This is a genomic window from Rhodocytophaga aerolata, from assembly GCF_030503435.1.
GTDB lineage: Bacteria > Bacteroidota > Bacteroidia > Cytophagales > 172606-1 > Rhodocytophaga > Rhodocytophaga aerolata.
In genome coordinates, this window is the sequence record NZ_JAUKPO010000006.1 from 248,568 (window position 1) to 273,076 (window position 24,509).

Sequence of the window (24,509 nt, forward strand, 5' to 3'; positions counted from 1 at the left end):
TTCAACAGATAATAGCCATAGAAAAAGAGCAGATTTATAAGCGCATATAACCACTTATAAATCAACAATATTTGATGAACAAAAAGATAAAATCAACCGTTATGAAAACACAATCTGTACAGATCTGTTTTTATACTATCTATCTTCCGTGCACAAATATTTACAGGTAAAAAATTGAAATATTTGACGAAAAAATGTAAATTAATATATTGTTATAGCCAGTAATTCTACTTTCTATGAAATCTCTATACAAGCACACAGTTTTGAGAGGTTTCAACTTTTTGATACTCCTCTTCATTCTACTGCCAGGCTATCTGCAGGCCCAGGAAAGCTATAATTTCCGTTTTACCTCTGCCAAGAGAAAGCAGGTTAAAATTCCCTTTGAATGGCATAGTAATCTGATCATTGTTCCTATTTCGATCAATAATTCGGATACGATGAATTTTATTCTGGATACCGGAATTAGTATGACCTTGTTAACCGATCCAAAAGCAGCCAATGCTCTCAACTTACATTATGTGCGCAAGGTTGACATTACCGGTGTAGGGCAAGGGTCTTCTCTGGAAGCCTTAGTAGCTATTAATAATCAAATCAACTTAACCGGCATTGAAGCAAAAGGACAAAGTATTGTAACACTCTCCGAAGATGTATTGCATCTGTCTAATTATGTAGGTATTCCTATACACGGTGTGTTTGGCTTTGATATTTTCCGGCACTTTGTAGTAAAAATTGATTTTCACCAGAAAATATTAACCTTATACCGGCCTGATCAATACGAATATAAAGGCAAAGGAGAAAAAATACCTATCTCCATAGAAGATGCTAAACCCTATTTGTTAGCCAAGGCTATATGGGCCGATAACCGGGAAGTACCCATAAAAGTGATTCTGGACACTGGTGCCGGGCATGCCTTGTCTTTGGACATGGGCACCAGTGAACATATCCAGCTACCCGATAAAATTGTACGGGCCCAGCTTGGCCGTGGGCTGAATGGTATTATCACTGGCAGCCTGGGCCGCATTGAAAAAGTAATGATCGGGAAATATGAATTACAGAACGTGATTACTTCCTTCCCGGATACCAACTCTATAGCTGCTCAAATAGCCAAACGGGTAAATCGGCAAGGAAATATTGGGTGCGAACTGTTACGCCGGTTTGATGTAGTTTTTGATTACTCCCGGCATTATATTGTATTAAAGCCCAATAAGAGTGCCTTTAAAGCTGCTTTTGAGCGGGATATGAGTGGAATGGAATTACGTGCCAAAGGCGATAATTTCAGAACCTATGTGATTGAACATGTAGAAAAAAGCTCTCCAGCTGCGAATGCAGGTGTGATACCGGGAGATGAAATTATTTCTATTAATGGGCAGATGGCTAACAGCCTTCGGTTGAGTGAGATTTATAAAATGCTACAGAAGAAAGAGGGCAAAGAAATTAACTTATTTCTGAAAAGAGGCACTGAATTTATTTTTGCATCTTTTCAACTCAAGCGGCTAATCTGAGTAATAAAGTGTTTTGTAATAGAAAAAGCCTGCCGGGGCTTAACCCCGGCAGGCTTTTTCTATAAACGTAGAATAGGATTACAACAGAACGTTACCAGCTTCGCGTGCTTCTTTCAATACAGCATCAATACCATTTTTGTTGATAGTACGCAAAGCAGAAGTAGATACTTTTAATGTAATCCAGGTATCTTCGGAAGGAATATAAAATCTTTTCTTTTGCAAATTAGGATAAAACTTTCTCTTAGTTTTATTGTTGGCATGAGAAACATTGTTTCCTACCTGCGTCTTTTTCCCTGTAAGTTGACAAACTCTGGCCATGATAAATTCTTTTATGCTGAAAAACGGAGTGCAAATATGAGAAAAAAGTATGATAACGGCAAATGAAATGTTAAATTTCATCCATTATTTTTCTTATACCCATACGGGCAGTGCCTGCAACCGCTTTTGCAGCAGTAACCACGCTTCAGATGATATTTTTCTGTAAACACAAGAAAGCCTTTTTCATCGAAATAATAATCCTCCGGTTGCAATCCTCTATTCGTATGTTTGGGGTCTTTCTTCATCTAGCTATAGATCCTGCAACTTTTTTTATAAAGCTGAAACACATACCTTGTGCAGATTGTTTAGGACTTATACGTTTTTGATATGATTCATACAAGTACTTCTTCTCAGCAAGCCATACAATTAGAGGAAGCCTATGCTGCCCATAATTACCATCCGCTACCGGTTGTCCTGGCAAAAGGCTCTGGTGTCCACCTATGGGATATAGAAGGGAAGCATTATTACGATTTTCTGTCAGCATATAGTGCAGTGAACCAAGGGCATTGCCATCCAAAAATTATTGGCGCTCTAATAGAACAAGCGCAAACTCTTACCTTGACTTCCAGAGCCTTTCATAGCGATAAGCTTGGCGAGTGTGCCAAATATATTTGCGAGTACTTCGGGTATGACAAAGTATTACTGATGAACTCGGGAGCAGAAGCAAACGAAACAGCTATTAAAATGGCCCGCAAATGGGGCTATCAGGTAAAAGGTATTCCAGAAAACAAGGCCATTATTGTGGCCGTAGAGCGGAATTTTCATGGCCGGACAACAGGTATTATCTCTGCTTCCACAGATCCGGTAGCTACACGGAATTTCGGCCCTTTTATGCCAGGCTACCAGGTAATCCCTTATAATGATTTGGAGGCTCTGGAAAATGCCTTGCAAAATCCGAATGTGTGTGGTTTTTGGGTAGAGCCTATTCAAGGAGAAGCCGGAGTATTTGTACCGGAAGATGGATATCTGGCTAAGTCACAGGAGTTGTGTGCCAAGTACAATGTTATTCTAATGATGGATGAAATACAAACCGGTATTGGCCGCACTGGTAAACTGCTTGCTTCTTCACATGAACACGTGCAGCCAGATATGCTTATTCTGGGCAAGGCTTTATCGGGAGGTGTATATCCGGTATCGGCAGTATTGGCAAGCGATGATATTATGCTAACTATCGGCCCCGGCGAACATGGATCTACCTTTGGAGGTAATCCCCTGGCTTGTGCAGTAACCATGGCGGCTCTGGAAGTGATACAAGAAGAAGGGTTGATTGAGAATGCTGCCAGAATGGGTGAGTTGTTTAGAAACCGGATGCGGGCAATTCAAGCTAAAACGGCCAAGGTTACTGCTGTTAGAGGGAAGGGATTATTGAATGCAATTGATATTGACGAAAAAATAGATGGACGCAGTGCCTGGGATATTTGCCTGGGTTTACGGGATAATGGCTTACTGGCTAAACCAACCCACGGCGATAAAATCCGGTTTGCACCCCCGCTCATTATTACACAAGAGCAAATGGAGGAGTGCTGCGATATTATAGAAAAGACAATTATGCTGTAATTGGAAAAAAGCGTGACACCACGCTTTTTTATATGCGTAATATACTCCCCATATCCAAAGGAAGTAGCGTAAATACAAATTGAGGGATAATATCCCATTCATGCATACTTATTTTTTTGCCCTGTGTGAGTAGTAAGACAAGGCATACAAGTAAAATAAATGCGAGAACTGCCAGAGTAATTTTTATCCAGCTGTATGGCCGTTCGCCTTGTACCTCTCCAGTGCGGCCATTTACCATAAAACGGTACACTTTGTCGTTGTAACGGTAAGCACTCAGCCAGATAGGAAGCAAGGTATGCTTAAAAGTAACGTTGTTATAAATTGTATCTATTGAATGAATCCGCTGATGGTCACCTCCAATATCACGGCAAATAGTATTCCGGATGGTACTGTCCATTATCTGTTTAGCTTCTTCAAAACCTGCCCGTACATCCAGTTGGTATGTTTCTGTACGGAACCCACTCAGGTATTTTTCATTGAAAGGAACCAGGTTTTGGGTATCCCAGGGCTCTAGTTCTCTGGTATAGTTTCTGGGTAAAGAATGGCTGGCAATAACTAATACATCGTCAAAGGTGTTGTGCACAGTGCCGGAAGCATGCCGCCAGCGAATTTTGGTTACCTGCCTGGTACGGGTTACCTGTTTGCCATTTTCTGTGGTTGTATAACTTTCGTTCACCGTATAATTATCTCCCCGTTCGCCTACATACCGGCTGACCGTTTTACAATCATACGTCCAATAGGGAATATACATGCCGTTGATTTTCTCATGATTCTGGGCATATCTTTTTAAATCGTTGGGAGCAAACCATAAGTCATGCAGCCAGTTTTTATATAGATCGAATCCTTGCTTTTGATCTATTTTGAAAGGCAATAAAGACTTTGGCTTGATAACCGTACATAAGCTGCCAGAACTTACTACTAGAGCTGTGCCACAAAACGGACATTCATCCGATGTAATATTAGGTTTGAGGCTGCTTTCTGCACCACAGGAAGTACATTTCACAACGGCTATCTGTTGTTTTTCGGCGGCTAATGCACCACTGGCAATAAAACTTTTATAATCTATTTCTTCAATTTCTTCAGCCGACGTTTCTATTTCATTCTCAGTGCCGCAATATGGGCATTTAAGATGAGTGCTGCCTGGAGCAAAAACCAGAAAAGCACCACACTCCCGGCAGGGAAATTTCTGATGAGCTATTTCGGGAGTAAACGAAGATTCCATGTATAACTTGTAAGTAAAGAGGAAAGCAAGAAGCTAAATTTGATGTTAGATTCCGATACAAGTATTCATTTTTCATGAATGAGCTCTTGTTCGGCTTTTTGTAAACTTAATGCACGGTAAAGGCCAGTCCAAAGTATTAAAAGTAGTGTAGCTATAACGCCGCTGCTTCTTAAATAAATACTCCAGAAGTTCACAAGCAGATGGTTTTTTAGATTCTGTTTGTCGTAAATAACCATTAATTTCTCGCTAGTTTTGTATCCAACATTTTGAGGTCCATAAATAATAATGACCTGGTTGGCTGTTTTGCATTCAATTTCTGCATACGTATAGCCACTCCCACGTTTTGAAGCAACCCAATCAGTGCCAGTAACGGTTCCTTCGGTTCTTATACCAAATAAAAATAAATCGGCTTGTGCCAAAATTGGGATGAGCAAAATCAATAATACTACACTGCAAAATACAGCTTTACTTATTTGCATGGGTTGGTTTTCTCGTGTGCAAACCTCCCAAATTTTAAAACCTGCGAGGTTTGCTACTATCTTATACTGGTAATGGAGGGGGAGCCTGATTGAACAAAGAAGCCAGTTCGCCTACCTGTGAAGCTGGAGTCCATTGCGTCATGCCTGCTTTCCATACCAGAGTATCCCGTTGTAAGGTATTTTGCTGAACCATTTGGGTAAGAGTAGCCATGTTGTAAGGGCCACTTTGTTTACCTTGTAAGGCAATGAAGAAAGATACATCTGTTGGCAGGGGAGGAGGCGTTTGACTGCCGGATGTATTTTGCTCATTCATTTTATTGGCAAACTGATTAGCTAATACAAAGCCCATTCCGGCGTTTAATGCATCCGAGCTTCCACCACTATTCTGCGCAGATTTTTCCAGGGCATTAGCCGCCTGGAATTGAGCATATGCATTTAAATTGCCTACTATTCCTATGCTGCTGCGTTTATCCAGTGCAGCTTCTACATCCGGGGGAAGAGATATGTTTTCTACCAGCAGTTTAGTAACCTTCAGGCCATATTCATCAAAGTCGTCTTTAATGCGTTCGGTAACAAACTTCGAAAGTTCATCATAATTGGCTACCAGATCTAAGATAGGAATGCGGCTTTCACCTAATATATCTACAAAGCGGGATACCACTATATTTCGTAATTGCTCACTTATCTCTTCCGTACTAAAATTACCATCAGTGCCTACTACTTCCAGCAAAAACTTAGTTGGGTCTTGTTGGATTTTCATGGTATAACTTCCAAAAGCCCGCAACCGTACCGGACCAAACTCCGGATCGCGGAGCATCACTGGGTTTTTAGTGCCCCATTTCATGTTGGTGAAGTTCTTGGTACTGATAAAATAAACTTCCGCCTTAAAAGGGCTATTGAAACCATACTTCCATCCTCTAAGTGTAGAGAGAACAGGCATATTCTGGGTGGTAAGCTCATAGGTACCGGCCATATTATAAATATCTGCCAGCCGTCCTTCGCTGATCAATACGGCCACCTGCGACTCCCGTACAATTAACTTTGCTCCATTCTTTATTTCATTCTGGTACCTTGGAAAACGGTACACCATGGTATTATTGGTGGGGTCTACCCACTCAATAATATCTATAAATTCATTTGTCAGTTTACTCCAAAGACCCATAGTGCTACAATTTATTGGTTGATAAATACGTATTGAAAGTAATGCATTTTGGCACAAAAAGCAAAACATACACCTCTTTGCCTTACTCACCAAAACTTGTATACTTTATGTGTACAGCACCCAGGAGTAACCTTTGTACTAGGGTTTTATTACAATCCGCTGATTAATAATAAATTCAGTGAGTTTACTCAAGAAGTAATATGGGAATACTTCCAGGGAAAGGATAAACAATTCATCTTTCTGCTGAATGTTGTCTGAATCATCAAAGGTAAATTCCATAATATCCAGCGATTGCATTTCTTTCAGTTCCTGCAAATCCAGATACACTTTTAAAATGCCTATGGCGCTGTCGATCTTAGCGGAATTTATTTCTACCTGTACAATAAACACCAGATCGAAAAAACGTAAGGAAACTCTTTTCTCTGTGGCCTCCAACAATTGTATGATTTCAGGTTTAGCTAAAATAAGTTCTTTTAACTCATGAATCATTTCAGAGCCTGTTCTTTTTACATTTTCATACTTTTTTACTAAACCTCTGATATCATCAAGGCTGTAACGTATTTTATTCATACTAGTCATTAAATGTTGTGTATATAGTTAGCGAGCTAATATACCCTATTCAAATTTTACTGGCTGAACATAATTCGTCTATCTATTACATGTCTGGTATTACTTTTTAGAATGGCAACCTCCTACGCTGATATGACGTTTATACATTTTTTGTTGGTTAAAAATAAAAACAACTAGTCAAAAAAAATTTGTCAATAAAATGTTGTATATAATTAAATTTATGTATACCTTTATACAACAATTAAAGAGTACAGAACATGAAAACACTTACAATTTATCAGATACAGCAAGCTTTAACCCAGGTAGTGAAAAGCTTTCAGCATGTGGATGCTTATAAGGTAGAAGTGAGTATGTGGGATCACACGCAGCAGCCTATCCTACAATTGTATGTGGCCTGCACTATTAACAACGAGCATACAAGTATTCATACACGTGCCCAGTCGTTGCCAGATGCTTTGGATGAAATAAAGCAATGGTACAAAAGGATTACCTCCCTTCAATTTTCTTTGAATTAATTACCTATTACCCTATACAATTATGAGATACACAACAAACCGGATTATTGGCATGTACAACTTTACAACCATTGATGGTAAATATCTCCGCACATGCTATAGCCCTAAACAAATTGCTCATATGTATTGCTTTGATGCAATTGATGACAACAACAACCTCCGGGTAATATTATCCCGGGAAGTTGACTTTCGGTCTTTTGAATATTTGCAGAATGGCACGTATTCTCCGGCTGCTTAAATAAACCCATGCTTTTAAACTCAAAACAATTATATGGCACAAGAACTGCAAAATTCCCAATTACCTGCTGATGAAAGTAAAACACTCGTGTTAAATTCTGGTCATTTAAAGTCTTATCAGAGTCTGGATGTACATACCGGAGAGGTAATTAGTAAATACAAATACCTGGAAGGCCATCCGAAGCAATACCGTTTTGATGCCAAAGAAGGGAAGTTTAATATAAACGGCACTGTAAAACTTTCAGATACTTTTACTTTTCAACCTATAGCCTGGCGTATTTTTGAAGATGATATTATGCAGATGGGCCGGAAGAAATGGGCAGAGTTATTCTTTGTTGATGATAAGCAATGTGTAAGTGTAATCCTGTTTCACGGCTGGAGTGTGGAGAATCTCTTTAAACTGATAGAGCCATTATATTATGATGACTTGACATTGGCGGATGTAGTAATTACTGCAACGGCTCAGAAAAAAGAAAATACTAAAATTACGCCTAAAGGGGTGTATTACATTGCAGATTTTGCTTACAAAGTTGCCGATGCCGATAAAGTGAAAGAGAATAAAGAGTTTGCTGCCGATCATAAAATATACCGGGTAGACACCTTAACAGACGTAGCTGACTACAAAGCCGCGCACAATTTTTACAATTTGTATCTGCATACTCCTGCTGAACCCTCGTTAAAAGAAGCTTAAAATTAAGTCATAACATAGTAGTAGAGTAGTATAAAAAATACCTGCCTTGCAGGTATTTTTTATTGGTAGAGACATGATAATTTATATCTCTACCAATAAAAAATTTACTATTATCCTATGATAAATTATAAGCCAGAGCCATCTTGCTGACCCCTTAAAACAGCATAACTACCTATGTTTTTTCCACAGCGTAAACCTACTTCTGAATCGAAGCGATAGTGAATTGTTCCATAAATACGAGATTCGGCTGCTTCTAAAGCCTTGGCTTCCAACATATCTTTTTCACCAGGAAAAACATAGCTTAGTACAGTAGCTGCTGCCGCAGAGAAAGTGGAATGGCCTGATGTATACGAAGGAAAGTTGGGCAACCCTACAACCGTTTTAATCGAATTATCCATTTGGTAAGGACGTGGATAAAAATAGTAGAATTTAACATCCCAGCAACAGATTCCAGCATCCATTACTGCCGTACCTAGTAAGGCCATGGTTCGTGCAGCACGCAATTCATTGAACTTATTTTTATAAATCAGGTCTGTAGCAATCTGGCTCCAATGGCCGGGAGGTGTGTAGGTACCAGGACCATCTGCCCAGAAATTAGCAATGCGGTGTTGTTCGCGGGTAAGGCCTTTGGCGTATTTCCGGAGTTCATCCATATCTTTATTAAACTCAGGGCTGCCAATGGCCGGAGGTGCAGCAGGACGCAGTCTTATTTTGGTTTCTTCATCAAAGTTCCAGGTTTTTACGGCTCCATAATTGGGCAATAAGGGTAATCGGTAAGGTTGTTCCTGACTTTTCCAAGCTACGGTAAGCCCTCTGGAAATGGCTGATTCCTGCATACCGCTAACCAAAGTTTGGTTGTTGGCATCTTTCATTCCATCGGATTTTGCGGCAGCAAGTATTTTTTGGGCTACCAGTTTGCCTAATTCTTCACCGGCAGCTATGTCACTTTTTACCTGAGCACCTGCCCATAGGCGGCTAATTTTATGTTCCTCTGCTTTTTGAGTTAAATACTCAATTTCTGTAGGAAACATAAATTTTAGAATTTCTAAGGACACGGTAGCTACTACTGCGTCTTCTGATGGATAGGTAGGCAGGTCAGAAGCAGGAACCAGTGCTTTAATTGAGGCATCAAAAGCTGAGGGGCGCATCCGGTTAAACATGTATTTGTATTTCCAGGCAGCTACTAAACCATCGTATTGGGCTACTCCCAGGTAGGCAAAGGCTCTGGCTGCATAAGGCGGATTGGCAAATGGAAACTTAGGTTCCTGGAAAGGATTATTAGCGTCCGGGACGGGGTACTTTCCATCAGGTCCGGCAACTGGAGGTAAGTTGTAGCGGGCCGCCAACTCGCGGGCTATTTCATTCCAGCGGAATACACCGCCGGTATTCCAGTAATTAATTTTTTCTTTCTGGTCGTCGGTAAGGGAGGCTTGCAGAGATTTCAGTTCTGCAATTTCCTGGCTGTATTCTGCAGAATTGGTTGGCATAGGTTCGGCTACTGTAAACTCTGTAGCGGATTTTAAAACAAAAGGCTTCCAGTTGCCACCATTTTCGTCTAGCGTTGCCGGAGTAAAGGCTTGATATTGTGGTAAATCCAGGCTTTTATCACAGCCATTCGATACGAGTAAAAATCCTGCTATAAACAGGGTATATATATACTTAGGTAAAAACGTTTTCATGAGATATAAAGGGTTAATCGGAAGTAGAATAAAATTAATTACTAGCTGCTTTTTGCTTTACTAGTTGAAAGGCATATTGTACGCCTACTGTGAACATGGTAGTTTGCCCTACATTCCGGCCATTGAGCACACGGCTAACCTGCGCAGTAGTAGAAATTTCTCCGGTATTGGTAGCGTAGGTATACTTTCCAAACCAGCCAACATTTGTAGCCAGCATCCTGTTTGTTGGGAAGGGCATATCATTCCGGCGGATATCATCTCCGGATAAAGCTGTAAAATAATCCAGAAACACTTCCGTCTGAATCCAGTTATTTAAAAAACCAAGTTTACCTGTGGCATCGAACATATCCGGTACTTGTACCTCATTGGTATAATATAGCCTGCCATCGTATTGGTAAGCATCGCGGTCAACAAATATATTGCTGCGGCGGGTATATCCGGCCTGTGTGGTCAAATAAAATCCTTTATCTAATTTGTAATGAAGTACCCCCCGTGCAGAAGCAGTTTTAGCGCCTAGTCCGATAGACATTGGTAGAAAATCAGGCACATAGTTAGTAACCGGCAAGGAGCCACCAACAGTAGCAAAGGCAGATAGTTTTCCTAAGGGCACATCCGTGCGGAAAAAACGGTATTTCAGCCAGGCAGATACATCCTGAAAACCGCGTTGGCCTGCCAGTTGCCCGTCGCTAGCCTGTGTCCAGATATAGGGTAGGCCGGCTATTATATTTAAATTCTTACCAATGCCATAGGCACTCATTAACGTAAATTGCTGAGTGGTAAGGGTTCCAATATTTTCATTTTTTCGTTTAAGGGGACCTTCCCAATATTGCTGCCAGTTTCCCTGAGAGTAATTAAAGACGGTACATAAATAGCCTTTACCCATCATCAATCCATCAGAGGGAGTTTGGGCAGAAGCATGAGTATATAAAAATAGAAGGGCTGCAGCTATCAGTAGCTTGCCTTTGAATAATCGTTTCATGTAAAAATTTTTCTATAAAACAGTATCAGAATAGGAAGTAAAAAATATAAAACTCTATTTTCTGCTAATAGTAAAGCTAGTTTCGCAGCAAAAAGATTCTATACTTTAAAAAACCATCAGTCATATGGGCACCATTTATTTTCATGAGATAGACCCAAGCAAATAAATATGAATGAAGACGGAAATAGAAACAAATACCTGTTTTAAGAAACCTTAGGAGGAGGCGTATGTACTGGAAAAGGCGGTGTTAGAAAAGAGGAAGTTTGGTAAGCGGCTAGGGCTTTGCTAAAATAATTGAGCTCTGGTGGATAAACCTGTGTAAAACAGGTAGCAATATATACTGTAGATAACTGATTGAATAATTTAAGTAAAGAGGTATATGGACTTTTCGCCTGCCTGCTTTCTGCATCTTTTCCTGCTAGCTCATTCATCTCCTCCACAATAGAGAAGAACTGTTCCCTGGCACTTATATTCGTTTTTAAGGTTGTATACAGGGTGTCGTTTTGGTAGCGTTGTTCTACAATATTATAAAACTGGTCGCCATGCTTGATTAAGCCTTCTTTCCCGCTGGTGTCTTCCCAATCTGTAGCATATGGTAAGGAAACCGGTAATTTTACTACTACCCATTCATCTTCTTGCGTTTCACTAGAGGCAGCAATGTGGGTATCTTCCAAAAAATACAATACCACTGCTGCTCTAAAAGTATGGTAGAGTAGCAAACTTGTTAAGAGAATAGAGGCTATTCTAATCAAGGGAGAGTGATAGTTTTTCTGTCAAGGGTACAATTTAAGCACTTGGTTTCCAAAAACCAAATCTTAAGCAGTATATAATTTTCCTACGTTTTGTTATTTAACAACAGGTTATTGGATATTAAGAAATAGAAGCTATCTGCGAAAGTAATAGCTTGATTAATTTCTTCCTAATTAAATACTAGCTGTTATATCCCAGTGCTGATTGAAAAACCAAACAGCACAAAGAGAGCTTTTAACGCCCTTTGTGCTGTTTGGTAAAATAATGAATATATGCAGAGGTGTTTTTACGCTGCTACTGGCTGTGTCTTTTGGATTTTCAACCAGGCTAATGCTTCTGCTTTATTCTGGAAATACTTGGTTGCAAAAGTAATTCCATTGGCTTTGTTAATAATATTATTTACGGCAACTTTATTAAATACATCTTTGGAAACCAATAAAGCCATGTGTTGCAGCGAACTTTCGAACAAGCGGGGAAACCAGTTTTGATTTGTCCAGTGTTGGCTTTCCATAGGAATAACGCCCATATTGGTTAAGTCACCTAGCCATCGTGTACATTTCTTTTCTTGAATCAGCTTAAGAGCCGCTTCGCACCCTTTTTTGTATTGCGCATCAGAGATAAATTTTGTATTCCACTCTAAATGAATCAACTCTAGATTAGCATCGTAATGAATAGTCAGGTAATCTTCTTTAAAATACACCATAGTTATAAATAGGGATAAAGTTTATGATTATTCTAAATACGCTATTATGCCTTACAAGCACAACCTAAGCTAGTTGCATAGCTTGCGCAGGTAAGATTTTATACACCTATTACTATATAGTGGGGTTTTACTTAAACGTTCAAAAATTACTTATAATGATTATTGAACGGCTTATACCACGCAGGAAATTAAGGCTTATTTGCTATTTCTATGCTTACAACTAAATGGGATTAATTATTAGTGATTGCTACAGTAAATCATTTGCCAGATTAGCAAGTTCTGATCTTTCTCCTTTTTCAAGTGTAATGTGCGCATACAGGTCATGATTCTGAATGCGGTCTATAAGGTAGGAGAGTCCGTTACTTTGGGTATCCAGGTAAGGAGTATCTATCTGGTAAATATCGCCTGTAAATATAATTTTGGTATTTTCACCTGCCCGGGTAATAATAGTTTTTACTTCATGGGGTGTCAGGTTCTGGGCTTCATCCACAATAAAAATAATGTTGGACAAACTCCTTCCACGGATATAGGCTAAAGGCATAATGTTGAGTACATCTTTCGTCAACATTTCATTAATGGTTTTGAAATCCTTTTCATGCTCATCAAACTGATTCTGAATGAACTTCAGGTTGTCCCATAAGGGCTCCATATACGGATTCAGTTTGGATTTAATGTCGCCTGGCAAATAACCTATATCTTTATTACTCAAAGGTACAATCGGCCTGGCCAGAAAAATTTGCCGGAACTGCTTTTTTTGTTCCAGGGCGCTGGCTAAAGCTAGCAGGGTTTTTCCAGTACCAGCTACGCCTTGTATGGTAATCAGCTTTATATCCGGATTGAGAATGGCGTGTATGGCAAACGTTTGTTCTGCATTGCGGGGGCGTACGCCATATACAGGACGTTTGTCTACTTTTTCAATACGGTCATCAATGGGATTATAGCAGGCTAATACAGAATTTCGTTCACTTTTCAGAATGAAGAAGTGGTTTTTGCGGGGCTTTTTCGGCATCACTTTTTTTACATCGCAGTAGCCTATATCATATAGTTCAGTAATAACAGCTGAAGGAATATTCTCCAGAATAGTTTTACCGGTATACAGCGAGCTAACATTTTTTATTTTACCCGTTTCATAATCTTCAGCAGGCAGATTCAGCGCTTTAGCTTTGAGACGCAGGTTAATGTCTTTGGTTACCAAAATAACCTTCTTCTTGGGTTCCTCTTCCTGCAAGCTCAACGCTGAATTAAGAATCCGGTGATCTGGTTTTTTTTCATCAAATACCTTTTCCGCATCTACTTCGCTGCGGGAGTTCATAATTACTTTAAAACTGCCCTTGCCTTCGCCTTCCAGAGGAATCCATTCCTGAAGCATGTGCTCTCCGGAAACTTTATCAACAAAACGTATAAATTCTCTGGCTTCAAAGTTTTTGGTATCGTTGCCTTTTTTAAAATTATCCAGTTCTTCCAACACCGTAATAGGTATGGCTACATCATGTTCCTGGAAATTCTTTACGGCATTATGGTCATATAAAATTACAGAAGTGTCTAGAACAAATATTTTTCTTTCTTTCTTTGGTCTCGGCATAAGCACAATGGGACATGGGTTATGCAGAAAGATAATAGGTTAATTTGAAAAACCCAATGGAAAACCAGATGGTTTTATCAGATAAAAATGCCAACCTGAACGCAATGTATGGCTATAAAAGCTTACGTATTGATTGATAGTAAATTACACTTTTAACTTTATGAGTTCGCTCTTTGGCATAGATATAAAAAGCAATAGTCTGGCTTTTGAACCAGGCTATTGCTTTAACCAAACGTTATATTACTTATACAGCTATGGCAAGTTGGGTAAGTTCTCTGGAAACCTTTAAGCCGGAAGCCTGGGTAGCCGCTTCATTTAGCTCAAATTTCCATTTGTTGTCTTGTAACACAAAATTGATTCCACTGCCTTTTTGAGCTAACCCAGATTTTTCAGTAATAATCAAGGTAGGTTTTCCTTTTAGCATATTTTGTACATCATCGAAGTTATGGCTGCCTGAGCTTGGAATAAATAATATATGGCAAGCACCGGCCTCAGCTGCAGACTTAAATTTTTTTACCACAATTTTTTGTGCGCCCACTGTTTTGTTGGCCGTAATTTTAGTAAGTTCTTCCACTATGTTGGCCCCATTCCCCAATACACCAATGACAAAATCACCGGACTGATGCCCGGCAGGCCATTGAATGTATTTCGTGAAGTTATAAATGAATATGGAGTGAAACCGGTAATCTGTTTGTGCCTGTGAGGCAAGAGTGGCCGTAAAAAATAGTGCAAAAAACAGTATTGCTTTCTTCATAGCTTAAGTGTTAGTTAAATAAGTAAATAAGTAAAAAATGAAAAATAAATGTTAAACAGTAATAGCTAGTTTGCTTAATTCTTTTGATACTTTTAACCCTGCCGATTGTGTAGCAGCCTCGTTTAGTTCAAACTTCCATTTGTTGTCTTGTAATACAAAGTTTATTCCGCTGCCTTTCTGAGCCAATCCTGTTTTTTCAGTGATCAGTAAAGTAGGTTTGCCTTTAAACTTATGTTGTATATCATCGAAACTGACGTTAGAGTTGTTGGGTATAAACAAAATATGGCAAGTACCAGCCTCAGCTGCAGATTTGAATTTTTTTACCACAATTTTTTGTGTCCCCACCGTTTTGTTCATAGCCATTTTCTCCAAGTCTTCCGAAATAGAAGAATTCCCCAGTACACCAATTACAAAGTCGCCAGCCTGTTGCTCAGCAGGCCATTGGATGTACTTAGTAAAATTATAAATGAAAACAGAATGAAATTTGTAATCAGTAGTTTGTGCCTGTGCCCCTACCTGGAGACCTATACTCATAACCAGAAATATCCCAAAGAAAAGGGATTTCTTTATAAATCGCTGCATAAATAGCTTGTTATCATGTTGTCATCAAACATAGATACTTTTTAAAACAGGTACTTTATAAGCACAAAAGAAATCATACATGCCAAAGTTTTGTTGTACTTTTACATAAGGTTTAACCTTATCCGGTGTTTGCCTGTTATAGAAGATCAACATAAACACCAACTGTTCTGACAAGTGAATGAATCAATAAAATAAAAGGTTATTTTGTAACTTTGTAGATAACATCAGATAGAAACCATTTTTGGTATGTTAGATAAATTAGAAGCAATAAAGATGCGTTTTGAGGAAGTAGGCGAGCAGCTGGTACAACCCGAAACGATGATGGACATGAAGAAGTACTCCAAGTTGAGTAAGGAGTATAAAGACCTGGATAAAGTGGTAAAGAAGTATCTGGAGTATAAAAACATACTCAGCAATATTGACACTTCCAAAAAAATTCTGGAAACAGAAAAAGACCCAGACTTCCGGGAAATGGCTAAACTGGAACTCGACGAGTTATATCCGAAAAGAGATGAGCTGGAAGACCTCATCAAAGATATGCTGATTCCAAAAGATCCCAATGATAGTAAAAATGCCATACTGGAGATCCGGGCTGGTACTGGTGGCGATGAAGCGGCTATTTTTGCCGGCGATTTGTTCCGGATGTATCAGCGATTTGCCGAGAAGCAAGGCTGGCGTATGGAGCTACTGGATTATATGGAAGGCTCTTCAGGCGGATTCAAAGAAATAACTGCGATGGTTTCCGGCGAAGATGTATATGGCATGATGAAATATGAATCTGGTGTGCACCGGGTACAACGCGTACCAGCTACAGAAACGCAAGGCCGTGTACATACCTCTGCGGCCAGTGTAGTGGTATTACCAGAAATGGAAGAAGTAGATGTTGACCTGAATATGAACGACATCCGGAAAGATACTTTCTGCTCTTCCGGACCAGGTGGCCAGTCAGTAAACACAACGTATTCGGCTATCCGCTTAACGCACATCCCGACAGGAATTGTTGTACAATGCCAGGATGAAAAATCACAGATTAAGAACTTTGAAAAAGCATTGAAAGTACTTCGTTCACGGATGTACGAGATAGAATTAGAAAGGCATAATGAACAGGTAGGTGCCCAGCGTAAGCAAATGGTAGGCAGTGGCGACCGTTCCGACAAAATCCGCACGTATAATTACCCGCAAGGCCGTGTAACCGACCACAGAATTGGCTATACAGTATACAACCTACCCGTAGTAATGGATGGGGAGATTATCGATTTTATTGAGCAGTTGCGGCTTGCTGATAATGCCGAAAAAATGAAAGAAGGTTCATTAAGTTAATTTGTTACAGGGTACACATTGAAAGAGTTCACACGTAAGTTTATAGTATGGCTAAGTATTATTTCTTGCGTGTGGGCTTGTATACCAGAAGAGGAACTTTCTACCACAGACCCCTCTGCTGAATTAAGCTTTTCTGAAAAGGCCGTCGTGTTCGACACCATTTATACTGCTTTGCCAAGCATTACCCGCTGGCTTACTGTCTATAACCCCAACAAACGCGCAGTTACCATTAGCAATATTTATCTGGGCAACCAGGCAGACTCTCCATATGACGTTATAGTGAATGGCCGGCCTTTGCCGGAAGCTAAAAACGTGCGCTTACTCGGTGGAGATAGTTTACTGGTATTAGTAAAAGCCTCGCTTGCTGCCCGTAACGAAGACTTGCCTTTTATTGTCTACGACTCGTTGATGTTTGAAACCAATGGCAACAGGCAAAATGTAAAACTGTTAGCCTGGGGGCAGGATGTGACGTTTGTCCGGTACAATGATTATATTACTTCCTGTAATAACACCTGGACGGCCGGAAAGCCTTACATACTGATGGACTCGCTGCAAATACCGCCAGATTGTAAACTTACGATGGAAGCAGGCACGCAGATATATAGCCGCCCCGGGGCAAAAATACTGGTAGATGGAACATTAGAAATTCTGGGTACTCCGGAGAAGAAAGTGATTCTGGCAGATTTTAGGCAACTGAAAGATAATGCGCCAGGGCAATGGGGTGGACTTGTATTCAACCAAACAAGTAAAATTAATATCATCAGAGGTGCTGAAATACGCAATGCCAATACCGGACTGGATGTGCAAATTTCCGACGAAGACATACTGCCTGATTTAACCCTGGAGAATACTATTATTAAGAATATGCTTCAGGCAGGCATAAAAGCCATTAATGCAGATATTTCATTAACCAATACGCTAATAACCAATTGTGTGGCTTCGCTGATAGATGTACGCGGAGGAGGCAATTATACCTGCAAGCACTGTACCTTTACCAGTTATAGTTTTGATTTTGCCAGAGAACTTCCGGCTGTATTGCTAAGTACAACCTATAAAAACCAGGATGGTAAACCGCAGATTGTACAGCCACTTTCCTGGGTTATGCAAAACAGTATTATTTGGGGTGGCAATGGGTTTTCAGAAGAAATCCTGCTAACGCGCGATCCTGCTGTCGAAGTGACTATCCGGGCAGAAAACAGCCTGTTGAAAACGCGTATACAAGAAACTTTCTCAGGGAACGGAAATTTATTGAATATACCTGCCAGTCCATTATTTATTGATCCATCTATTCTTAATTTCCGTCCCGACTCCTTATCTCCAATTATTGATGCTGGCGTGCAGCTAAATGTTGCAGAGGACATTACCGGCAAAAAACGGGATGATAAGCCCGATATTGGGGCGTACGAGAGATAAATGCATTACATTACTGCTGTTTTAGTTAGTTGTTAACCTCAAAACTATCCGCATCCAGATGCGCAGGAAATTTCTGGCGGAAAGTTAGTAGTGCTTCTGCATCCAGGGTAATTGTTTGCATAATTTCATGGTCTGCCTGATGAAAAAGCTGTTCTCCTTTGGGTGAAATAAGTGCCGAATCGCCGCTATACGTATGGCCTTTCCAATCGGTACCTACCCGGTTTACCCCAAGCACATAACTCAAATTTTCAATGGCTCTGGCCTGCAGCAATGTACTCCAGGCATACCTGCGGGCAGATGGCCAGTTGGCTATATATATCAGGCAATCGTAGACGGGTCCTCCGGAAGGATTCTTAGCGTCAATAGGGCTGTTGCGGCTCCATACCGGAAAACGTAAGTCATAGCAAATTAACGGGCAAATTCGCCAGCCTTTCAATTCTGTAATAATACGCGTTCTTCCGGCAGCATACACTTGGTGCTCTTCCGCCATGCGGAATAAATGCCGCTTGTCGTATACCTCATAGCTGCCATCTGGCCTCATCCAGAGTAAACGGTTGAAGTAGTTATCTTTTTCTTTTACTATATAACTGCCTGTGATAACAGCTCCTGTTTGAGCTGCCAGTTGTTTCATCCATTTAAAAGTACTCATGTTCATATGCTCAGCTAAGCGGGCGGCATCCATGCTGAAGCCTGTAGTAAACATCTCCGGTAGGACGATTAAGTCGGTAGCATCTTTTAACTGCCATATTTTCTCTTCAAACATAGCCAGGTTAGCTATGGTATCTTCCCAATGGAGGGTTGATTGAATAAGGGTAACTTTCAAATTTTCCATGTATAAGATATAATGTCAGGCTGGCAGCACAATTTTTAATTTACTACATACAGATAGGCGAAGAATATAGCAAACGGCATTATATGCGCATTAACCGTTCAACGGCTTTTTCTAGAGTTTCGTCTTTTTTTGCAAAGCAAAAACGCAATACGCGTTGGTCTGTAGCCTCTTTATAAAACGCAGAAACCGGAATAGTAGCTACCCCATATTCTTTTGTGAGCCTGGTAGCATAAGCTGCATCTGCTTCATCACTTAAATGTGCATAAGACCCCAGCTGAAAATAACTACCAGAGCAAGGTAACAGGCGGAAGCGGGTTTGAGCCATCATCTGGCGGAATTTATCACGTTTCTCCTGGTAAAAATCTGGCAAGGTTTCATAGGTTTCTGGCTTCTTCAGGTATTCTGCTAAGGCATATTGGGTGGCTGTATGTGTAGAGAATACTAGAAACTGATGTACTTTGCGTAGTTCCTTCGTCAAATTTGCCGGGGCAATACAATATCCTACCTTCCATCCAGTAGCATGGTAAGTTTTCCCAAAGGATGACATGATAAAGCTGCGCTCACGTAATAGAGGTTCCCGGGCAATGCTGTAATGAGGTTCGCCATCAAAAATAATATGCTCATATACTTCATCACTGATCAGGAATATATCAGAGTCTTTAAGAATAGCTGTTAATTGATCTATATCCGGCTTGCGCAGAATGGAACCAGTTGGATTATGGGGGGTGTTAATAATCAGCAAACGCGTACGGCTGGTAATTGCTTGTTTCAATTGCTGCCAGGGTATACGATAGGTTTCTCCTTCCAGGGAAAGGCGGATTGCTTTGCCGCCGCATAATTCTATAGCTGGAATATAGCTGTCATAACATGGCTCAAATACGATTACTTCATCACCGGGACGTACTACAGCCGTAATGGCCGCAAAAAGACCTTCCGTGGCACCGGTAGTAACGGTTACTTCTGTTACCGGATCAGGAGCAAAGCCATAGCAGCGTTCTGTTTTACTGGCAATTTGTTCGCGAAGAGCTAATAACCCTTCCATGGGAGCATACTGGTTATACCCCATTTTCATATAATGTGCAATCAGATCAATTAATTCCGGAGAGCAGGCAAAATCCGGTGCGCCCTGCGACAAACTGATGGCACCAACTTCCTGAGCCATGCGGGACATAACCGTGAAAATAGTAGTACCCACCCAGGGTAATTTAGAATGAACAGACAATGATGGTAACAAGTATAGGTAATGTTTAAGGTATTCGTAAATATACGGATAGATACACTATTTCGCACATAAACCAATAGTACAATCAAAATTACGACGTTTGTAGAGGTGGTTCTACTTTTAGATAGGGAGACAACAGTATATACCCCTATATGATATTTTTACATAAGCTAAACATTTTCATATTTGTTAGCTGAATAATACAATAACTTTTGCTTTATCGATGCGTTCTACCTTAATAATGTTATATTTTTAATAATTATTTGATGGGGAACAGTTATGGAAATAAAAAAAGTACTACTCGTTGGATGTTTGAGTGTGTTTTCCGCCACCTATGGAATGGCACAAGCAGTTAAAAATGATTATTATCAGCCCAGTTTTACAAAGTCTTATGACCCGGCAGAGGAAGATGCCATGAGCTTGTATGTAGATGAAGAGGATAAACCTGGCAGTTTCCAGAGAGATGCAGGGCTGACGTTGAGAGACGAAAAACAGTCAAAAAGATCCAGTAAAAAACTGGAGAAAGCTTACGAAAAATCTGCTAAACAACAAAAGAAGGTCAACCGGATGCAGGAGCAAAAAATCCGTAAAAATGAACGGGCCTATTTCCGGGAAGCCCGCAAAGAGAACAAAAAGGCCTGATTACTTAACTCTTTGTTTAGAAGCTATAGATCTATTCCATTAAAAGTCTGCTGATGCAAAGCAGACTTTTTTGTTTGTCCTCACTCCTGTTAACTGCGCATTTTGTCAGCTTCAATAAAGGCTGTCTGCCTAACTATAGCTACTAAACAAACTTATGCACATACGTATATAAAGGCTCTTCTTAAGTATATCAACCGCTTTACTATTTAGATTGGAATCAACCCCTCTTTTATTTGACACACCTTAGATAATTTTGTATTTTTCCGGAGTTGCTCGAAAGAAAGGAGAGTCTATCGAAAGGCATCTTCCATCCGCTTCCCAAGCTCCGATAAAGTACATGTTCATCTTCAGTAAATTTCTCAGATATAGCTCATACTTTTTACCCGCCACAAGGCAATGGATAAGTTTGTTTATACTGCTTTCTATCTGTACTACTCAAAGTTTTGCCATAGCTGTGCTGGAAGGAACACTGATAGATAAAACCTCTAAAAAGCCTGTTCCAGGGGCTACCATCTATGTAGCCGCACTTGCCAAAGGTACCATTGCCGACGACAAGGGCTATTTTTCTCTAAGTTTACCGGAAGACGAATATGTTATCTCCTTTTCGGCAGTTGGGTACAAAACCCAGGTAAAGCAATTAGATATTGTGAGCAATACAACGATGGTGGTAGAAATGGAGGAAGACATAAAGCAGATACAAGAAATTGTTGTCCGGGGCAAAGGGATCGATGAAAATGTGAAGAGTGTGCAAATGAGCAGGATTACCCTGGATCTGGTAAATATCAATAAAATTCCACTTGTATTTGGAGAAGCTGATATTATTAAAGCTATTCTGCTGCAACCGGGTATCTCTACAGTAGGGGAGGGCGCCGGTGGCTTTAATGTTCGCGGAGGCCGCGTAGACCAGAACCTGGTCCTGTTGGATGAGGCTCCCATTTTCAACACTTCACACCTGTTGGGCTTTTTTACCAACGTAAATCCCGATGCTGTACAAGAAGCTGCCTTATATAAAGGCAATATACCGGCTGCCTATGGAGGTAGACTTTCATCGCTGTTGTTAATGCAAACAAAAACCGGAAATGCTGACAAATTAAATATTACCGGTGGAATTAGCACAATCAGCAGCCGCCTTTCGGTAGATGGCCCCCTTATAAAAGACAAACTCACTTTTCTGGCGAGTGGCCGCGTGGCTTACCCAAACTTGATTCTTAGCCTGTTCCCTAAAATTTTTAATGGCAGCCGGGCTTTTTTCTACGATGGAAACGCCCGGCTGGATTTCCGCCTAAATGATAAGAACCGCCTTTCGTTAACTGGCTACACAAGCTACGATGATTTTAAATTTCCGCAGGATACCCTATATGGATGGCAAACACATAATGCCACTTTTCAATGGAAAACGCTGCTGCGTTCTAACCTGGCGTTTAGCTTTCATGCCATACATAGCCATTATCAGTTTAATACAAAAGGATTACAGCCACAGTATGCATTTTTACTATCTTCAATTGTCAGGCATCAGGAGCTGAAGGGGCAGCTAAGTTATACTTCAGGTAACCACCGGTTGGAAGCAGGAGCTTCCGCCATTAAATATAAGCTGGACCCAGGTAGCTTAAAGCCCTCCGGCGACCAATCGAATATTAATCCATTTATTGCCCGCAAAGAACATGCGCTTGAATACAGTGCCTACATCAGTGACGAATGGACCCTATCGCCAGTGATTACTTTACAGGCGGGCCTTAGGTATTCAGCCTACCAAAGCCGGGGGCCCGGAAACGTATATATTTATGAAGCAGATGTGCCCAGGAGAGAAGAAACAATTATAGATACCGTTTCTTACAACGGCCGCAAATCCATTAAATCGTATGGCGGATGGGAACCCAGAGTAGCTGTGAAAATAGGGTTGGGAGCTGCTACCTCTCTAAAAATGAGTTACAACCGTACCCGCCAGTACCTGCATTTAATCTCAAATACTACGGCCATTTCGCCGGTAGATTTCTGGAAAGGGAGCGATCTATATGTGCCTCCTCAAGTAGCCGAACAGGGAGCCATTGGTATCTTCCGGAATTTTGCAGGAAATACCTATGCCACTTCTGTGGAAGCTTATTATAAAACAATACAGAATATGGTGGAATACCGGAATGGAGCTACCTTATTGCTTAATCCACTATTGGAGTCAGATCTGTTGCGGGCAAAAGGCAAAGCATACGGGGTAGAATTATTGGTGCAGAAAGTAGAAGGAAAGCTAACAGGTCAGGTAGGCTATACATACTCCCGTTCGTTAACGGCTGTGCAAACGCCTTTTGCACTTAATCAAGTTAATGGAGGTGCCTATTATCCATCCAATTTCGACAGGCCGCATAATCTTACTATTTCTACCCAGTGGAAAACTGGCCGTGGCTGGACTATGGGAACTAACTTTGTATATACCACTGGCCGGCCGGCTACTTATCCTGATAGTAAATATATTCTGAACAACCGCACAATCATTGGGTACTCCAGACGCAATGCCGACCGTATTCCGGATTACCATCGCCTGGATGTATCTTTCAGCTACGACACACGCAAAGTATATGCAGAGACACAAACAACTAAAAAGCACTACAGCGTATGGGTATTCTCTATATATAATATGTATGCTCGTAAAAATCCGTATTCAATCTATTTTAGTAATGATAACAGCCGTGCCCAGGCGTACCGTCTGGCGGTATTTGGTATGTTTATCCCCTCAATTACCTGGAACTTGTATTTTTAGCGTATATGTTCAAAAGTATAGTATATTATAGTTGGCTGGTATGGATGCTCTCTTCCTGCATTAATGAAATAGAACTGCCTATTCGCAGCGAGTCTCCCAGACTAGTAGTGGAAGGCATGATTACCAATGAAAAGCCTCCTTACATTGTCCGCCTGTTTACCACCGGAGATTTTTTGTCGTCCCGGTATCCGCCGGCATCCCTTGGCGTACAAAGTGCCCTGGTTACTATTACTGATAATACCGGAAGAAGTACAACGTTGAAAGCTGTATTAGAACAACCAGGTGTATACCAGACGGTCGATTCTACCTTTCGGGGAGAAATAGGCCGATTGTATACCCTAGCGGTACGTATGCCAGATGGAAAAACATTTCAGTCGCAACCCGAGCAGCTTTTACCCGTGCCTGTGCTAGACGAACTCAAAGCCAAATTTGTGGATGTACCCGACCGTTCGCAGCCCAGCGGCTACCAGGTACTGGTAGATACCCAAGACCCAGTAGAAACAGCTAATTATTACCGGTGGTCAGCTTACGGCTATGTGCGGCGCGAATCCGAAGGTTTGCCGATGATAGGGGGAGGTATATGTTGTAAGTCTTGCTGGCTACTAATTGCCAATAATGAGGTAAACATATTCTCTGATGCCAACATCAATGGCAACCGCATACAAGAAAGGTTTGCGTTGTTTTCTCCTTTTTATGTACGGGGTAAGCAGTATGTGGAAGTAAGCCAGTATTCTCTGACGAGAGAAGCCTATCAGTTCTGGAAATTACTGGATGAACAGCAAACAAGAACAGGTAGTTTATTCGATCCGCAGCCTGCTCCCATAGAGGGAAATATATACAATGTGGAAAATACAAATGAATTGGCTTTAGGCTATTTTGGCGCTTCGGCTGTTTCCCGCCGGCGTTTAATTATTGCAGGCGATACGGTTACGATGTTCCCGGATTATCAAAAGGCCTTTGTTCCGCTAGGCCCCAAAGATTGCAGGTTTGCTTTTCCCAATGCTTCTTTTTTTCCTCCGGAAAATTGGCTGCGCTAACCCTATACATAG

25 protein-coding genes are annotated in these 24,509 nt (G+C 40.7%); 10 read left to right on the forward strand and 15 right to left on the reverse strand.

Going from position 1 to position 24,509, the window contains the following annotated elements; all coding sequences use genetic code 11:
* Positions 1-236 precede the first annotated feature (236 nt).
* Positions 237-1,502, forward strand: coding sequence for an aspartyl protease family protein (locus Q0590_RS13260; protein WP_302038032.1), 1,266 nt, complete (start codon positions 237-239; stop codon positions 1,500-1,502).
* Positions 1,503-1,580: 78 nt separating this feature from the next.
* Here Q0590_RS13260 and rpmB read toward each other — a convergent pair whose 3' ends face one another.
* Together rpmB and Q0590_RS13270 are read right to left on the reverse strand one after the other, a co-directional pair.
* Entirely contained in the window at positions 1,581-1,820 is a 240-nt protein-coding gene (rpmB, locus tag Q0590_RS13265; RefSeq protein WP_302038144.1) for a 50S ribosomal protein L28, read from the reverse strand.
* 77 nt (positions 1,821-1,897) lie between these two features.
* Positions 1,898-2,065: a C1orf53 family protein gene (locus tag Q0590_RS13270; protein ID WP_302038033.1), complete on the reverse strand. Its 168-nt coding sequence runs from the start codon at positions 2,063-2,065 to the stop codon at positions 1,898-1,900.
* Positions 2,066-2,147: 82 nt separating this feature from the next.
* Between Q0590_RS13270 and rocD the strand changes: the two genes are divergently transcribed.
* On the forward strand, positions 2,148-3,377 hold the full coding sequence (gene rocD / locus Q0590_RS13275; RefSeq protein WP_302038034.1) for an ornithine--oxo-acid transaminase: 1,230 nt from the start codon (positions 2,148-2,150) through the stop codon (positions 3,375-3,377).
* 28 nt (positions 3,378-3,405) lie between these two features.
* Here the strand turns inward: rocD and Q0590_RS13280 are convergent, their stop codons facing one another.
* From Q0590_RS13280 to Q0590_RS13295, 4 genes are all read right to left on the reverse strand, one after another.
* A complete protein-coding gene (locus Q0590_RS13280) occupies positions 3,406-4,599 on the reverse strand; it encodes a TFIIB-type zinc ribbon-containing protein (RefSeq protein ID WP_302038035.1) in 1,194 nt (397 codons plus the stop codon).
* A gap of 65 nt (positions 4,600-4,664) precedes the next feature.
* On the reverse strand, positions 4,665-5,078 hold the full coding sequence (locus Q0590_RS13285; protein ID WP_302038036.1) for a DUF3592 domain-containing protein: 414 nt from the start codon (positions 5,076-5,078) through the stop codon (positions 4,665-4,667).
* 61 nt (positions 5,079-5,139) lie between these two features.
* Complete coding sequence (locus tag Q0590_RS13290; RefSeq protein WP_302038037.1) at positions 5,140-6,240, reverse strand: SPFH domain-containing protein; 1,101 nt, start codon at positions 6,238-6,240, stop codon at positions 5,140-5,142.
* Positions 6,241-6,378: 138 nt separating this feature from the next.
* A complete protein-coding gene (locus Q0590_RS13295; protein ID WP_302038038.1) occupies positions 6,379-6,810 on the reverse strand; it encodes a hypothetical protein in 432 nt (143 codons plus the stop codon).
* 257 nt (positions 6,811-7,067) lie between these two features.
* On the opposite strand from Q0590_RS13295, the gene Q0590_RS13300 reads away from it, so the two are divergent.
* From Q0590_RS13300 to Q0590_RS13310, 3 genes are read left to right on the forward strand one after another with little or no spacing between them, the layout of a single operon-like run.
* Positions 7,068-7,325 (forward strand): hypothetical protein, encoded by a 258-nt coding sequence (locus Q0590_RS13300; RefSeq protein WP_302038039.1) that lies wholly within the window; start codon positions 7,068-7,070, stop codon positions 7,323-7,325.
* A 22-nt stretch (positions 7,326-7,347) separates the two neighbouring features.
* A complete protein-coding gene (locus Q0590_RS13305; protein ID WP_302038040.1) occupies positions 7,348-7,563 on the forward strand; it encodes a hypothetical protein in 216 nt (71 codons plus the stop codon).
* A 33-nt stretch (positions 7,564-7,596) separates the two neighbouring features.
* Positions 7,597-8,253, forward strand: coding sequence for a hypothetical protein (locus Q0590_RS13310; protein ID WP_302038041.1), 657 nt, complete (start codon positions 7,597-7,599; stop codon positions 8,251-8,253).
* A gap of 125 nt (positions 8,254-8,378) precedes the next feature.
* On the opposite strand, the gene Q0590_RS13315 is transcribed toward Q0590_RS13310, so the two are convergent.
* The 7 genes from Q0590_RS13315 to Q0590_RS13345 form a co-directional block, all read right to left on the reverse strand.
* On the reverse strand, positions 8,379-9,932 hold the full coding sequence (locus Q0590_RS13315; protein WP_302038042.1) for a vanadium-dependent haloperoxidase: 1,554 nt from the start codon (positions 9,930-9,932) through the stop codon (positions 8,379-8,381).
* A 34-nt stretch (positions 9,933-9,966) separates the two neighbouring features.
* Entirely contained in the window at positions 9,967-10,911 is a 945-nt protein-coding gene (locus Q0590_RS13320; RefSeq protein ID WP_302038043.1) for a hypothetical protein, read from the reverse strand.
* A 203-nt stretch (positions 10,912-11,114) separates the two neighbouring features.
* Positions 11,115-11,663: a hypothetical protein gene (locus Q0590_RS13325; RefSeq protein WP_302038044.1), complete on the reverse strand. Its 549-nt coding sequence runs from the start codon at positions 11,661-11,663 to the stop codon at positions 11,115-11,117.
* A gap of 284 nt (positions 11,664-11,947) precedes the next feature.
* Positions 11,948-12,364, reverse strand: a complete 417-nt coding sequence (locus Q0590_RS13330) for an STAS/SEC14 domain-containing protein (RefSeq protein WP_302038045.1) — start codon at positions 12,362-12,364, stop codon at positions 11,948-11,950.
* Positions 12,365-12,611: 247 nt separating this feature from the next.
* On the reverse strand, positions 12,612-13,946 hold the full coding sequence (locus tag Q0590_RS13335) for a PhoH family protein (protein WP_302038046.1): 1,335 nt from the start codon (positions 13,944-13,946) through the stop codon (positions 12,612-12,614).
* A 244-nt stretch (positions 13,947-14,190) separates the two neighbouring features.
* A complete protein-coding gene (locus tag Q0590_RS13340; RefSeq protein WP_302038047.1) occupies positions 14,191-14,700 on the reverse strand; it encodes a YfiR family protein in 510 nt (169 codons plus the stop codon).
* A gap of 51 nt (positions 14,701-14,751) precedes the next feature.
* Positions 14,752-15,282 carry a YfiR family protein gene (locus tag Q0590_RS13345; RefSeq protein WP_302038048.1) on the reverse strand — a complete coding sequence of 177 codons (531 nt, stop codon included), beginning with the start codon at positions 15,280-15,282 and terminating at the stop codon, positions 14,752-14,754.
* A 246-nt stretch (positions 15,283-15,528) separates the two neighbouring features.
* Here Q0590_RS13345 and prfA point away from each other — a divergent pair, with 246 nt between their 5' ends.
* Positions 15,529-16,602, forward strand: coding sequence for a peptide chain release factor 1 (gene prfA, locus Q0590_RS13350; RefSeq protein WP_302038049.1), 1,074 nt, complete (start codon positions 15,529-15,531; stop codon positions 16,600-16,602).
* An 18-nt stretch (positions 16,603-16,620) separates the two neighbouring features.
* Positions 16,621-18,015: a beta-helix domain-containing protein gene (locus tag Q0590_RS13355; protein ID WP_302038050.1), complete on the forward strand. Its 1,395-nt coding sequence runs from the start codon at positions 16,621-16,623 to the stop codon at positions 18,013-18,015.
* Positions 18,016-18,040: 25 nt separating this feature from the next.
* On the opposite strand, the gene Q0590_RS13360 is transcribed toward Q0590_RS13355, so the two are convergent.
* Complete coding sequence (locus Q0590_RS13360; RefSeq protein WP_302038051.1) at positions 18,041-18,847, reverse strand: amidohydrolase; 807 nt, start codon at positions 18,845-18,847, stop codon at positions 18,041-18,043.
* Positions 18,848-18,926: 79 nt separating this feature from the next.
* Entirely contained in the window at positions 18,927-20,081 is a 1,155-nt protein-coding gene (locus Q0590_RS13365; protein WP_302038052.1) for a methionine aminotransferase, read from the reverse strand.
* Between the two features lie 267 nt (positions 20,082-20,348).
* On the opposite strand from Q0590_RS13365, the gene Q0590_RS13370 reads away from it, so the two are divergent.
* The 3 genes from Q0590_RS13370 (at position 20,349) to Q0590_RS13380 (ending at position 24,497) form a co-directional block, all read left to right on the forward strand.
* A complete protein-coding gene (locus Q0590_RS13370; RefSeq protein ID WP_302038053.1) occupies positions 20,349-20,711 on the forward strand; it encodes a hypothetical protein in 363 nt (120 codons plus the stop codon).
* Positions 20,712-21,117: 406 nt separating this feature from the next.
* Entirely contained in the window at positions 21,118-23,460 is a 2,343-nt protein-coding gene (locus tag Q0590_RS13375) for a TonB-dependent receptor (protein ID WP_302038054.1), read from the forward strand.
* A 5-nt stretch (positions 23,461-23,465) separates the two neighbouring features.
* Positions 23,466-24,497: a DUF4249 domain-containing protein gene (locus tag Q0590_RS13380; protein ID WP_302038055.1), complete on the forward strand. Its 1,032-nt coding sequence runs from the start codon at positions 23,466-23,468 to the stop codon at positions 24,495-24,497.
* Positions 24,498-24,509 lie beyond the last annotated feature (12 nt).